This window comes from Vibrio alginolyticus NBRC 15630 = ATCC 17749 (assembly GCF_000354175.2).
In the GTDB taxonomy this organism is placed as follows: domain Bacteria; phylum Pseudomonadota; class Gammaproteobacteria; order Enterobacterales; family Vibrionaceae; genus Vibrio; species Vibrio alginolyticus.
Genome location: NC_022359.1, coordinates 1,043,440 through 1,056,981, shown reverse-complemented (window position 1 = coordinate 1,056,981; position 13,542 = coordinate 1,043,440). Strand labels below are relative to the sequence as shown.

The 13,542-nt window shown below is 45.8% G+C and carries 14 protein-coding genes; 9 read left to right on the top strand and 5 right to left on the bottom strand.

The features are described 5' to 3' along the window. Nucleotides 1–87 precede the first annotated feature (87 nt). The 4 genes from N646_RS20000 (at nucleotide 88) to N646_RS19985 (ending at nucleotide 4,290) form a co-directional block, all read left to right on the top strand. Nucleotides 88–870, top strand: a complete 783-nt coding sequence (locus N646_RS20000) for an enoyl-CoA hydratase-related protein (RefSeq protein ID WP_017820339.1) — start codon at nucleotides 88–90, stop codon at nucleotides 868–870. Further along, nucleotides 863–2,911, top strand: a complete 2,049-nt coding sequence (locus tag N646_RS19995; protein ID WP_017820340.1) for an acetyl/propionyl/methylcrotonyl-CoA carboxylase subunit alpha — start codon at nucleotides 863–865, stop codon at nucleotides 2,909–2,911. Before N646_RS20000 ends, N646_RS19995 begins: the two co-directional genes overlap by 8 nt. Next, nucleotides 2,892–3,794 carry a hydroxymethylglutaryl-CoA lyase gene (locus tag N646_RS19990; protein WP_017820341.1) on the top strand — a complete coding sequence of 301 codons (903 nt, stop codon included), beginning with the start codon at nucleotides 2,892–2,894 and terminating at the stop codon, nucleotides 3,792–3,794. The genes N646_RS19995 and N646_RS19990 overlap by 20 nt, the downstream gene beginning before the upstream one ends. Before the next feature lie 175 nt (nucleotides 3,795–3,969). After that, nucleotides 3,970–4,290, top strand: a complete 321-nt coding sequence (locus tag N646_RS19985) for a DUF1840 domain-containing protein (RefSeq protein ID WP_017820342.1) — start codon at nucleotides 3,970–3,972, stop codon at nucleotides 4,288–4,290. A 98-nt stretch (nucleotides 4,291–4,388) separates the two neighbouring features. Here the strand turns inward: N646_RS19985 and N646_RS19980 are convergent, their stop codons facing one another. Next, a complete protein-coding gene (locus tag N646_RS19980) occupies nucleotides 4,389–5,255 on the bottom strand; it encodes a mechanosensitive ion channel family protein (protein WP_005373258.1) in 867 nt (288 codons plus the stop codon). A 330-nt stretch (nucleotides 5,256–5,585) separates the two neighbouring features. Here N646_RS19980 and N646_RS19975 point away from each other — a divergent pair, with 330 nt between their 5' ends. Next, a complete protein-coding gene (locus N646_RS19975; protein ID WP_017820343.1) occupies nucleotides 5,586–6,134 on the top strand; it encodes a sugar O-acetyltransferase in 549 nt (182 codons plus the stop codon). A 9-nt stretch (nucleotides 6,135–6,143) separates the two neighbouring features. Here N646_RS19975 and N646_RS19970 read toward each other — a convergent pair whose 3' ends face one another. Continuing rightward, nucleotides 6,144–7,559 (bottom strand): aminotransferase-like domain-containing protein, encoded by a 1,416-nt coding sequence (locus N646_RS19970; RefSeq protein WP_021707553.1) that lies wholly within the window; start codon nucleotides 7,557–7,559, stop codon nucleotides 6,144–6,146. A 154-nt stretch (nucleotides 7,560–7,713) separates the two neighbouring features. Between N646_RS19970 and N646_RS19965 the strand changes: the two genes are divergently transcribed. From N646_RS19965 to N646_RS23960, 3 genes are read left to right on the top strand one after another with little or no spacing between them, the layout of a single operon-like run. Further along, nucleotides 7,714–9,078 (top strand): cytochrome ubiquinol oxidase subunit I, encoded by a 1,365-nt coding sequence (locus N646_RS19965; RefSeq protein WP_005373264.1) that lies wholly within the window; start codon nucleotides 7,714–7,716, stop codon nucleotides 9,076–9,078. Nucleotides 9,079–9,106: 28 nt separating this feature from the next. Continuing rightward, on the top strand, nucleotides 9,107–10,114 hold the full coding sequence (gene cydB / locus N646_RS19960; protein WP_017820345.1) for a cytochrome d ubiquinol oxidase subunit II: 1,008 nt from the start codon (nucleotides 9,107–9,109) through the stop codon (nucleotides 10,112–10,114). A 20-nt stretch (nucleotides 10,115–10,134) separates the two neighbouring features. Beyond that, a complete protein-coding gene (locus N646_RS23960) occupies nucleotides 10,135–10,263 on the top strand; it encodes a DUF2474 domain-containing protein (protein ID WP_005373267.1) in 129 nt (42 codons plus the stop codon). A gap of 133 nt (nucleotides 10,264–10,396) precedes the next feature. On the opposite strand, the gene N646_RS19955 is transcribed toward N646_RS23960, so the two are convergent. From N646_RS19955 to N646_RS19945, 3 genes are all read right to left on the bottom strand, one after another. After that, nucleotides 10,397–10,903 carry a hypothetical protein gene (locus N646_RS19955; RefSeq protein WP_020480907.1) on the bottom strand — a complete coding sequence of 169 codons (507 nt, stop codon included), beginning with the start codon at nucleotides 10,901–10,903 and terminating at the stop codon, nucleotides 10,397–10,399. After that, the gene (hxpB, locus tag N646_RS19950; protein ID WP_017820347.1) at nucleotides 10,896–11,621 is read right to left on the bottom strand and encodes a hexitol phosphatase HxpB; all 726 of its coding nucleotides are present in this window, start codon (nucleotides 11,619–11,621) and stop codon (nucleotides 10,896–10,898) included. The genes N646_RS19955 and hxpB overlap by 8 nt, the downstream gene beginning before the upstream one ends. A 129-nt stretch (nucleotides 11,622–11,750) precedes the next feature. Next, complete coding sequence (locus tag N646_RS19945) at nucleotides 11,751–12,632, bottom strand: LysR family transcriptional regulator (protein ID WP_017820348.1); 882 nt, start codon at nucleotides 12,630–12,632, stop codon at nucleotides 11,751–11,753. 97 nt (nucleotides 12,633–12,729) lie between these two features. On the opposite strand from N646_RS19945, the gene budA reads away from it, so the two are divergent. Beyond that, nucleotides 12,730–13,515 carry an acetolactate decarboxylase gene (budA, locus tag N646_RS19940; protein WP_017820349.1) on the top strand — a complete coding sequence of 262 codons (786 nt, stop codon included), beginning with the start codon at nucleotides 12,730–12,732 and terminating at the stop codon, nucleotides 13,513–13,515. The last annotated feature ends 27 nt before the right edge of the window (nucleotides 13,516–13,542 follow it).

Genomic DNA, 13,542 nt, shown 5'->3' with positions numbered 1-13,542 from the left:
GCAAGGCAAATCTTAACTCCTCGCAAATACCGATGTTCGTAAAGTATATGGTTAGCGAGTATTGGAATATCAGACAAAGGAAGTCACATGACCGGACTACTGCTTGAAAAAGACAGCAATGGCGTTGCCTGGTTGAGCCTGAATCGGCCAGAAAAACACAACGCGTTTAATGATGAATTAATTGCTTCACTTATCGAAACCTTGGAAAAACTTGAGAGAGACGACTCTCTACGTGCATTGGTACTAACGGCGCAAGGGAAACACTTTTCTGCGGGAGCAGATCTGGGCTGGATGCAGTCAATGGCAACCAAAACCGAGGGTGAAAACCTGCAAGATGCACAGCAACTAGCAAAACTTTTGCATACGCTGGATACCTTTAGCAAACCGACTATTGCTATGGTGCATGGCGCTGCATTTGGCGGCGCACTTGGGCTTATCTGCTGCTGCGATATCGCTATTGGTACACCTGAAAGCCGCTTCTGTTTGAGTGAAGTGAAGCTCGGTTTGTTACCCGCCACCATCGGACCTTACGTAATCCGAGCGATTGGACAACGACAAAGCCGACGCTACTTTTTAACCGCGGAACTGATTGATGCCGAAACCGCGCTATCGATGAGTATTCTTCATCAGATAGACGCTCAACCACGTGAAGCCGTCAATCGCACCATTGATCACCTGCTCAACAACGGTCCACAAGCCATGCAGGCTGCAAAAGCACTTTGTTTACGCTGTGATAACCAACCTATCGATCATTCATTAATTGAATACACCAGCCAAGCTATTGCAACCGCTCGCGTGTCCAGTGAAGGACAAGAAGGACTAGCTGCATTTTTTGAAAAGCGCGCCGCCAATTGGAGGAATCATGTTTAAAAGAATACTGATCGCAAACCGCGGTGAAATTGCCTGCCGAATCATTAAAACCGCAAAAAGCATGGCTATAGAGACGGTAGCCGTCTATTCCGAAGCGGATCGCAGCAGCTTACATGTTAAACAAGCGGATTTCGCTGAATTCATTGGCCCCGCTCCGGCGAGTGAATCGTATCTCGATATCGATGCGATTATCGGCGCTGCGAAAAAATGGCAAGCCGATGCTATCCACCCTGGGTATGGTTTTCTTTCCGAGAACCCGAAACTGGCGAAAGCGTGCAGCGAAAATGGCATTGTTTTTATTGGCCCTTCCACCAGCGCAATTGAAGCAATGGGTTCGAAGTCGCAAGCCAAAGCCATCATGTCTGAGGCGAACGTGCCCTTGGTTCCGGGCTATCACGGCACAGACAACAACGTAGAGCACTTATTAGCGGAAGCTGAAAAAATCGGTTACCCAGTGATGCTTAAAGCAACCCAAGGGGGTGGCGGTAAAGGCATGCGAGTGGTCAATAGCGCAGCCGAAATGCCTCTGGCCATCGACGGTGCGCAGCGTGAAGCACTTTCAAGCTTTGGCGATAAGCAGCTTCTAATCGAAAAATGCATATTGCAGCCTCGCCACGTTGAAGTTCAGGTATTTGCTGACCAATATGGCAACTGTGTCTATCTTTCTGATCGCGATTGCTCCATTCAACGCCGTCACCAAAAAGTAGTCGAAGAAGCACCAGCTCCCGGTCTTAGTGATGCACTGCGTAAACAAATGGGTGAAGCTGCGGTTCAGGCCGCTCAAGCGATCGACTATGTTGGCGCTGGCACGGTGGAGTTCTTACTCGATAGCCGAGGTCAATTCTACTTCATGGAGATGAATACCCGTCTGCAAGTTGAACACCCTGTCACTGAATTGATCACCGGCGTTGATTTGGTGGAGTGGCAATTCAAAGTCGCAGCTGGCGAGCATTTACCTATTTCGCAATCTGAAATCACCCACAACGGTCATTCAATTGAGCTGCGAATTTACGCAGAAGATACAGACAATGACTTTATGCCGTCGACTGGCCGCATTGACTACTTAAAAGAACCCGTATCAGACAGTAATGTGCGCCTAGCGTGCGTACGCGTTGATAGTGGTGTTACCCAAGGCGATAGCATCAGCGAATATTACGATCCAATGATCAGCAAACTGATCGTCTGGGGGCAAACTCGTGATATCGCGCTAAAGCAGCTTAAGCAGGCGTTAACTCAATATCACGTACGTGGAGTAACGACAAACATTGGTTATCTGCACAGCATTATTTCGCAGCCAACCTTTGCCGAGATTGAGCTCGATACAGGTTTCCTCGTAACACATCAACAAGGCATAAATGAGCAGCAAGACGTGTCGGATTCAATCTGGCTTACATTGGCGGCGGTTGCTCGTTGGAATGATCTCATTTCAAAATCAGACAGCTCAACGTTACCCGCGCCAACCAAACGAGGTTTTAGACTGTCAGTTGACAACGTTTACCGATTTAACTTCACGGATGCCAAAGCCAACCATCAGGCACGTTTGCAACAATCATCGCAAGATACAGGATCTCACTTCACTGTCCGATGTGGTGAGGAGCTGCATCAAGTCATCCTGCTTGAAAGTGGCAACCAGTTTATCGTCGATATTGATAATGTGCGTTACACCTTGAATGCACTTAGCGATGAGCAACAGACAACACTGTTTTATCTTGGCCAGCAACGCACGTTTGCTCATCAACCTAACTTTGACTCTGCAAAAGATATTGACGATGAACTAAGTCCAACCGCACCACTCAACGGCATAATTTCAGCAGTTATGGTGGCTAAAGGTGACGAAGTGGCGGCGGGCGATCCGCTTTTGGTACTCGAAGCAATGAAAATGGAATACACCATCACGGCTCCGGTAGCAGCAAAAGTCGACGAATTGTTTTATCAGCACGGGGACCAAGTACAGCACGGTTCCATCCTGCTGAATTTGGCTTTGATATCGGATAACGTCAGTGAAGATAAGGAGCGCGAATATGCTACCAGCGAAGGTTAATATCGTCGAAGTCGGCGCTCGTGATGGTCTGCAAAATGAAACGTCAGTGACGCTGGTTGATAAAATCCGTTTGATTAACCAACTAAGCAGCAGTGGCTTAAAGCATATTGAGGCGGGATCTTTCGTCTCTCCAAGGTGGGTGCCTCAAATGGCCGATTCCGATCAGGTGTTTGCTGGTATCTCAAAAAAGCCTGACGTGGTTTATAGCGCTCTCACACCAAATCTCGCAGGGTTAGAACGTGCGCTGGAAAGCGGTGTAAAGCAAATTGCGGTATTTGGCTCCGCTTCAGAAACGTTCAGCCAGAAGAACATCAACTGCAGCATTACCGAAAGTCTCGCTCGATTTGAGCCCGTTATCGAATTGGCGAACCAGCACAACATTCCTGTACGCGGGTACTTGTCTTGTACCATGGTGTGTCCATATGAGGGAGTAATCAAGCCAGAGCAAACTACCAAGGTCGCCAATACGTTGTTTGATATGGGATGTTATGAGATTTCGCTCGGTGATACTGTCGGTAAGGCAACACCTAATCGCGTTATCGCCATGCTGGATTCGTTGTTAACGCTACTGCCAAAAGACGCGCTCGCAGTACATTTTCATGACACTTATGGACAAGCATTAGCCAATATCTATCAAGCCTTGTTAATGGGCATCAACACCATTGATAGCGCAGTAGCGGGGCTCGGCGGCTGCCCTTACGCGAAAGGAGCCAGTGGCAATGTTGCAACGGAAGATGTACTTTATCTGTGTGAGCAACTTGGGATTGAAACAGGCGTTGACCTTGGCGTCATCAATGAAGCGGGTTGGCAAATTTGCCGTGCGTTAGGAAAGTCTCCTGCTTCTAGGGTCGCATTGGCTCTAGGCGATCCGTATAGCTTGTAAATCATCAACTATCATAATCAAATAATGTATTTAAACGGGCATGCAGACGTACGTGCCCGTTTTTTATTGTTACTCATAAAAACCTTAACGCTCAACGGTCTTCATCACATTAATTAGTGCCTGATTTCAGCTACAATTTAGTTTCAAAGCGAACGTATAAAACAGGATCAGGTAAATGCTCATAACATTTCGTTGTCGAAGCCACTCAAACGTCACAATGTTTGGTGATATTGCATTAGATATGCTCAAAATGATGGGTCACAGCGGCACTGTGCCGGGATCAATTTCCGCTCAAGATGTTCCTAACGCGCTATCAAGGTTAACTTCTGCTCTATCTGCGAAAAATGCAGCTGAAGAAAACCTCCCTACTGATGTAGACGAAGAGGAAGAACAAGCAGAGCCCGCGGTAAGCCTAGGACGCAGAGCTTTTCCACTGATTGAGTTGCTAAAATCAGCAATCAAAGAAGAATGCGAAGTCATGTGGGACAACCAATAACGCCTTCAAACTGGTTTCTAGCGAGGTGAATCCGTGTTGTGACCGCCTCGCTATGGTTACTCGACACCAAGATAAGAACACCAATACCGCTTATCGCCCTATCCGTTTCTCTCCCTAGACAACTTGATTTGCCCATCAATGTGCACATCTCGTTGTGGAAACGCGATTTCAATGCCGTGCTTTTCGAAAGCTTCGTAGATTTCAAAACGCATGGCACTTGCGACCGAGCGAATACCGCCCTCAACCGTTGAGTTAATCCAAAAATAAGATTCGAAGATCAAAGCATTGTCACCAAAGTCTTGAAAAAACACATCTGGCGCTGGCGAACTCAGAACTTGCGCTTGCTGCGAAGTCACTTCCGCCATTAAGGCAGCAACCTGTTTGACATCGCTCCCATACGCGACACCGACGACGACAGAGCCACGAACTAATCTGTCGCATAACGTCCAGTTGATCACCACGTTCTCAATCAACTGACTGTTGGGTATGAGCATATGAACACCATCGGTTCGTCTGATTCTCGTTGAGCGTGTATTTATTTGCTCGACAGTGCCTTTGGCGCCCTCAACCTCTAAAAAGTCCCCAATTCGGATTGGCTTTTCACCAATCAAAATCCAGCCACTTATGAAGTTGTTAATGATGTTTTGCGCACCAAAACCGAAGCCGATAGCGATGGCACCAGACAGAAAGGCAAACGCGGTAATTGGCACATTTATCATCGAAAGTGTGGTCATAAAAATAATGGCGAGAGCGATGACAAATAATATCCGTTTAACCAAATGAATCACGTTTGGGTCTTTCCCCGATGAAGACATTCTTGACGTAACGGTTTTGATCAAAATTTTGGATAACCATAAAGCGACAATGACCCATGTCGGCACCATCAATATCGCCCACAACGTGATAGGTTGTTCGTTAAAGGTAAACAGTGTTGTTTCTAAAAATGAAATGACCCGTTCGAACATAAAGTGCTCACTCTTGATTCATCGTTATCAGCAAGCCAGAGCGCATAAGTCTTATATTTTTAGCCCAATCGATAGCGCAGCGGCTCAATTAAGTTCTTCCTATTAACTATATTGTAATCTACGTAAAACGCTTCGAGTGGTTTCCCACTTTTTCAACCGATTAAGCCATTTAGGGAATACGTCTTTGTGAACTAAACGAGCCAATCAACCAACTGGATACGCAAGGTAAATCAGTGATAACTTTCTGATTTTTAAGCATCAAATTTTCACTTCGAATCACTCTCACCTATTATGCACCTTATTGCAAATAACATTGATGGAATGATTGTTATGTCAGAACTGACTCGGATGCGCTCTGGAGAAGCCTATAATTGTCTGGATGAAGAACTAAAGCTAATGCGCGCCAAAACTGCGCAGCTTGTCTTCCAATTTAACCACGAGCCAAACCCAGATATCCGTAGACAACTATTGGCGGAAATGGGCGTCCAATTAAAAAACAGCGCCTGTATAGAGCCACCGCTACAACTTACCTACGGTTGTCACTTGTCCATCGGAGAAAACACCTACATCAACTGGGATGCCATTATTCTGGACAATGGGCAGGTTGAGGTTGGCGCGAACGTCATGATTGGGCCTAGAGTGCAAATTTACACAGCCGCTCATTCACTCGATACACAAAGACGCTTAGCCGGAGATGAGATCGCCAAACCGGTAACAATTGGCAATAACGTTTGGATTGGTGGGGGCGCAATCATACTGCCGGGCGTGACCATTGGCGATGAGGCCGTCGTCGGCGCTGGCTCTGTCGTAACCAAAGACGTTGCGCCGGGCGATCGAGTTGTTGGAAATCCGGCGCGCTCCATTAAACCAAAAAACTGAAGAAAGTCGCTATTTCGCCAAATGCTCGCGAATAATATTAGCGAGCAGATTGAGAGCATGAACATATTTGTCATTGAGCTCAAAAGAAGCGTTAAGACGAATACAGTGATCGTATTGTTCTGTCAGGCTGAACATCTTTCCCGGTGCGATGCTGATATTACCTTTTAGCGCTTCTCGATATATCGGCAAGGCATCAATATGCTTGGGAAGCTCTAACCAAATAAAGTACCCACCGCTTTGGCTTAACACTTTGACTGCTTCAGGTAACAGCTCACTAAGCAGAACCGTCATCTTACTTTTACGTTCAAACAGCTTTTTCCGTAACTGCTTCAAATGAGATTCATAATTGCGGCTTGTTAAATAGTGTACCAATGTCATTTGCACTGGTGCACTCGTCGCTAATGTACTCATTAACTGTAACTTTTGTACCTCTAGCGCCCGCTTTCCCGCCGCAACCCAACCAATACGTAGCCCTGCGATTAATGATTTTGAAAACGAGGAGCACAACATGGTATTGCCCGTGTCATCAAACATTCTTAGTGGATAAACCGAGTCATTCCCTGCATGCAGTTCGCTGTACACGTCATCTTCAATCACTGGCACGTTATATCGCTGTGTCAGTTCAATCAGCTTTTGTTTTTTCTCGTTAGAAAGCGTAAAACCCAGAGGATTCTGGAAGTTCGACATCAGCCAGCACGCTTTCACATCGTGTGTTTGCAGCGCTCGTTCCAATGAGTCTAGGTCAATGCCCGTGACTGGGTCTGTTCTTACTGAGAGCGCTTTCAAACCTAACCGCTCTAAGGATTGCAATGCACCATAAAATGCAGGCGACTCCACAACCACCCAATCTCCCGGTCTTGTGCAGGCTTGCAAACTGAGCGTTAACGCCTCCAGCGCGCCTGCCGTAATGACAATTTCATCGGGTGAAATTTCAATGCCTTTCGCAGCATAACGCTTCGCGATGATGGTGCGTAATTGCTCGTTTCCCGGCGGTAAGTTATCAAAGGTGGTGGAAATCGGCATATTGCGAGCGGCTGCGCTCATCGCCCGATTCACGTGATATCGTGGGTACAAACTTGGGTCTGGATAGGCAAAGCCAAAATTGATCATGGATGGATTTTTACTCGCCTGCAGAACATCAAAGATAAACTCATTGATGTCTACCTGCTCAGTCCACGAAACCGCGGCTGGCGCTTGGGGTTCATTTGAGCTCTTAATATTGGGCGCTACTCGATAACCAGATCGCGGCTGTGACGTGACCCAGCCTTGAGATTCCAGAATTTGATACGCGTGCAACACCGTCATCAAGCTCAAACCCGAGTGTTCAGATTGGCGACGCAGCGAAGGCAGCTTGTCACCCGGATGCCATATCCCCGATTTTATCTGCCTTTTAAGCTGTTCCACTAACTCTTGATACTTCGCCAAACGCAAATCCCCTTCCATAAAGCCGAATTCAAAATAATAACACTTCAATATTTAATCTGTTATAGGTTTATAGTCACTGTCTGTACCTACTTCCCTCATTCCGCTCCTCTTAAAATAGCTCTCTCATAAAACTTAAAAGATCAAAGGAAGTTTAATGTTTGGCCTCGACGCATTTATGCTTGCACGGATACAGTTCGCCTTTACGGTATCCTTTCATATTATTTTCCCCGCTATCACCATAGGTTTGGCCACCTATCTCGCCGTGCTGGAAGGCTTATGGCTAAAAACACGCAATCCCGATTACCAAAAGCTCTATCACTTCTGGTCGAAAATTTTTGCGGTTAACTTTGGAATGGGTGTTGTATCTGGTCTTGTCATGGCCTATCAATTCGGCACCAACTGGAGTGGTTTCTCCGACTTCGCTGGTTCTATCACTGGCCCATTACTGACTTATGAAGTGTTAACGGCTTTCTTTCTCGAAGCCGGATTTCTTGGCGTAATGCTGTTTGGGTGGCGTCGCGTCGGCGAAAAGCTGCACTTTTTTGCAACCTCGATGGTGGCGTTAGGCACGATCATTTCGACGTTCTGGATTCTCGCCTCCAACAGTTGGATGCAAACGCCACAAGGCTATGAAATTGTCGACGGACGTGTGGTGCCAACCGACTGGTTTGCTATCGTTTTCAATCCTTCATTTCCTTATCGTTTGGCGCACATGAGCGTCGCGGCTTTCGTCAGTTCAGCACTCTTTGTAGGCGCGTCAGCCGCTTGGCATTTATTGAGAGGCAATCAATCGACTGCGGTAAAAACCATGTTTTCGATGTCGCTCGGGATCTTAGTGTTCCTTGCGCCACTCCAAGCCGTGATTGGCGATGTGCACGGGCTAAACACTCTGGAACACCAGCCCGCCAAAATCGCTGCCATCGAAGGACATTGGGATAACAGCGATGGCAAACCAACCCCATTGATATTGTTCGGCATGCCAAACATGGAACAAGAACGCACAGACTATGCCTTAGAAATTCCTGTTTTAGGAAGTTTGATCCTACGCCACAGTTTAACTGAGCCAATCCCGGCGCTGAAAGACTTCCCGAAAGAGGAACGACCGAACTCACCTATCGTCTTTTGGTCATTTCGAATCATGGTCGGGCTAGGACTTCTGATGATTTTTCAAAGCTTCTACAGCATATGGTTACGAAAAAAGAACACGCTTTATACTTCGCGTTGGTTCCTCAAGTTTTCATTGTTTATGGGGCCATCTGGTCTTATCGCAATACTCGCTGGCTGGTTTACGACAGAGGTTGGTCGGCAACCTTGGGTCGTGTATGGCGTACAAAAAACGCGTGATGCGGTTTCTGCACACGGAGACCTACAAATGAGCATCAGCCTGCTGTGTTTCCTTGTTGTATACAGCTTGGTATTTGGTTTTGGTTATTACTATATGATCCACCAAATCAAGAAAGGCCCCGATGCAATCGAACACGATGAGCACGACATGACGACCGTTTCAGGTCGCATTTAGAATTTGTCACAAAGTGAAGGTAGAGAATATGCATTTTGATTTATCCGTGATTTGGTTCGCGATCATCGTTTTTGCCACTTTGATGTACATCATCATGGACGGCTTCGATTTGGGTATTGGAATACTGATGCCCTTCATCAAGGATGAAAAACAAAAAGACGTCATGGTCAACAGTGTCGCGCCAGTTTGGGACGGCAACGAAACTTGGATTGTGCTTGGAGGCGCATCTCTATTTGGCGCTTTTCCGATGGCTTACGCGGTGATTATTGAAGCGCTAACCATCCCTTTAACGTTGATGTTGATTGCTTTGATCTTTCGTGGCGTCGCGTTTGAGTTTCGCTTTAAAGCATTGGAAAGCCACTTAAAGTTCTGGGATCGCTCTTTTATGGTCGGCTCGATTTTAACCACGTTTTTCCAAGGCATCGTTGTTGGCGCGGTAATTCAAGGCTTTGCGGTGGAAAACCGCGTCTTCGTAGGTAGCCAACTCGACTGGCTCAGCCCTTTTCCCATCTTTTGTGGTTTGGGTTTAGTCGCAACGTACGCGCTGCTTGGTAGCACATGGCTCATCATGAAGACGGAAGGTGAACTGCAAAACACGATGTACCGCTTCACTAACAAAACACTACTGGCAATGATCTCCGCATTAGTCATTGTGAGCGCTTGGACTCCACTTGCTTACCCTGCCATTGCGGAAAGATGGTTTTCTCTGCCTAATTTGTTCTACTTACTGCCCGTACCTGTCATTACTGGGCTGGTCTGTTTGAAGATTGCCGACTCCGTTAAAAAGCGTAAAGAGCGCAGCCCTTTCGTGATGGCATTGGTGATCGTGATTCTCGGGTTCGCTGGGCTTGGCATCAGTATCTGGCCAAATATCATTCCTCCTAGCATATCGATATGGGAAGCAGCGGCTCCTGCAAGCAGTCAGCGCTTTATGCTCGTTGGAGCGGTGATCATCATCCCGATCATTCTGGCTTACACCTTTTGGAGTTACTACGTCTTCTCCGGAAAAGTGAAAGAAGACGAAGCGTACCATTAACGAGTTGATAAGGAGTGAGTATGAAAATCAAAAATTGGTGCCGCCAGTGGGCTTGGATGGTTGGAATTTGGGTCGTTAGCGTCGCTGCATTAGGGTTAGTGTCTATGTTATTTCGCGTCATGATGACCGCTGCAGGGTTAAAATCTTAGCTCGACACGTTTAAGTCAATAAAAAATGGATGCCTCTAGATCTTGTGTAAGAGCTAGAGGCGTTGAACCTAATACTCAATCTTAATGAAAAAGCCAAGCGTTAAGAATCTACTCAAAACATTCTTTCATAAGTCTACATTGCCTGAAGTCGTTCATGCATGCTTACGAGATCAAAAGGTTCAAGCTTTTTCGCAATGCTCAGTAATGCTTCCTTTTTATCTTGCGGTAAACTTTGAAACTTCGACTCTAAACGTAAATCCACTTTGCTAAAAAGTAGCTTTCTAATTTGACTAGCTTTTGCCTTTGATAATTGCAATCCATCATTATCGGAGGTTTCAATTATCATGATAATTCTTGCTAAATCACTGAATTCATCATCAGAGCATAAATAAAGTGATTGTTTGTATAAATAGCCAACCGAAATTTCAAAATCAATATTAAGCGCTTGAATCTGACCGACAATGTTTTCACTCATATCATTTTGAGAAGCAGAGTTGATACAATCATCAAATCGCCTTTCAAATGTAACAAATCGATTATTGAGCTCGTCCAACATAGTCGTATCTTTTGCGAATGATTCTATAGGTAAAACCAATAAGAACATTGGCAGTAGGTATTTTTTCAGCGACCGACTATTCACAATCAAGTCCTTCTTCTAAAAAACTTTCATGCGGTGTTGGTGCAATTGTTTCTTTCAAATTCAAGTCCATTAAACTCGCCAAATGGCTTTCATTAAACTCTGATAGCTTTTGCAGCTTTAGACTGGCTTCATTAAACTCTTGGTAGAACTTATCAGGTTGAGGTATCACGACTGTTTTTATGTTTGCTCGTGTTGCCGCAAGCATACCCGAATAAGAGTCTTCAAAGGCAATACAGTTACTTGAATTTACACCTAGTTTATTGATTGTTAAAAGGTAGACATCTGGCTCTGGCTTACCCTGCTCTACATCGTCTGACGATGATATCGCGTCAAAGTAACTGGCAATACCGAGTTTGTTCAAAATGATGGGAATGAGTTGATAAGGTGAATTAGTAGACAACCCTATCTTAAACCCTTTTTCCTTAAGCAATTTGAGTGTTTCTGTAACACCCTCTAATTCGCATCCTTTTTCAATTATTAATGCCTCCACTTTATCCACAACAGCATTCTCTACTTCCTCTAGGCTCTTTTCTTGCCAAGGATTACGTTCATACCAAAACCTTGTTACTTCACCTGTCGTCATAGTTGCAGTCTGCTTTGACAGCACTTCGGTCACTTGGACACCAACTGATGAAAACACCTGCTTTTCCGCTTCCTTCCACAAAGGTTCTGAATCAATCAGCAACCCGTCCATATCAAAGACCGCAGCGTATATCATTGGTACATCCTCAGTAAGTTCTATTCGTTGAGTAAGATTTGTCTATTCAACCAAAGCATAGCTTTGCATATAACGAGTGAGAGTATCACATTTGCCTGTGGCTATCAGAGCCAGTTCGATGACTCATCTTTAAGCCTCAACATGACCGATGTGCATGGCTACTTTTAGCGCTTGTTTATTGAGATTAGATGCCTCCCAAGCAACAACAACACGACTAGTGAGAGGGATATCCTCAATCTCGGCGACTGTCGCGGAATCATCGAGATGTTCAGCCAGTGAGCGCGGAACGAGAGCAATACCTAACCCGGCCTGCGCCATGGCAATCGTCGTACGAAGTTGCGGTGCTGCGAACTGTGGTTCGAGCCTTACTCCTGCGTCGGCAAAAAGTGTACTCATGCCATCAAACAATGCGGGTCCAGTCTCTCGTGGAAACAGTAAAATTTTATGGCCTCTCAACTGTTTCATCTGGATACAGGGATACTTTGCCAGTTCGTGGCCCGCCGGAATCACCGCGACAAACGGGTCGTTAAACAACACCTTGTGCTCAAAAGGCTCACTGGCGTAACAGGGTAGCCGCATGATTGCGAGATCAAGTTGTTTGCTTTTTAACTGAGTGGCAAGCTCTGGCATTGACAGTTCCGCCGTCTGTAAATGAACCCCATTCTCTTGAATACGCCCAATCCTCTCCAATACCTTAATGCAGGTTGATGTTGACGTCGCGAACCCAATTTTAACCTGCGTATTTTCACCACGGGCAATCTGTCGGGCTTTTGCTTTAGCGCGTTCCACATCAGCAAGAATATTTACCGCATCCGTATAAAAGACTTGCCCTGCATGGGTCAGTTCTACTCCTCTAGACAAGCGCTTAAATAAGTCCACGCCAAGCTCGTGCTCTAGCTTTTTGATTTGTTGACTCAAAGGAGGTTGCGCAATCCCTAACCGTTCAGCTGCTCGGGTAAAGTGACGAGTCTCGGCGACCGCGACAAAATACTTCAGGTAGCGAAATTCCATATATTTTCCATATCAAAATAAATCTTTTTTATATTGGATTTAGCACCGTGTAGAAGTCAATCTAAATATACTCTTCATTGCATAACTGGTCTTACTCATGCGTGGATTTTATAACCCTCTATGCGCTTGTTCGCTTGAAGTAGCGAAAGAATTTTCTGAATACCATCACGTTACCGGAGATGGTGAGATTTATCAGACTTCGTTAATGAGTGCTTTGATCGCTGGTGTTTACGAAGGCTCGACAACCATAGAAGAACTGCTGAAACATGGGGATTTTGGTTTAGGTACGTTCAATGAATTGGATGGTGAGTTGATTGCTTTTGATAAGGAAGTTTTTCAACTCAAGTCGGATGGCTCCGCAAACCCGGCAGACCTAGAGCAAAAAACGCCCTTTGCTGTCATGACTTTTTTTAAGCCTGATATCGAGCTGCCATTGACATCGCGCATGTCACGTCATGAAGTCCATAGCCTCATAGACGACCTGGTTCCAAGCGATAACCTATTTTGCGCAGTGCGCATTGATGGTGTTTTCGATTCAGTTCGTACTCGTACCGTACCTAAACAAACACGCCCTTATCGACCAATGCTTGAAGTGGTCAAAGAACAACCAACATTCCGCTTCACGCATAAGCAAGGCGTGGTCGCCGGCTTTCGCAGTCCTAAATATACGACTGGCATCAATGTACCCGGCTATCACGAACATTTTATTACCGATGACCGCCAAGGAGGTGGTCATATCCAGGATTACAGCATTTCGTCAGGATTTCTCCAGATTGGCAAAGTCTCACGGCTAGTGATTGATACCCCAGTATCGACAGACTTCCTCAACGCCAATTTGGCTCCGGAAGATATAAATACCGCCATAGAAAAGGCGGAAAAGTAACAAAGTCAGGCAAATAATAAGGACAAC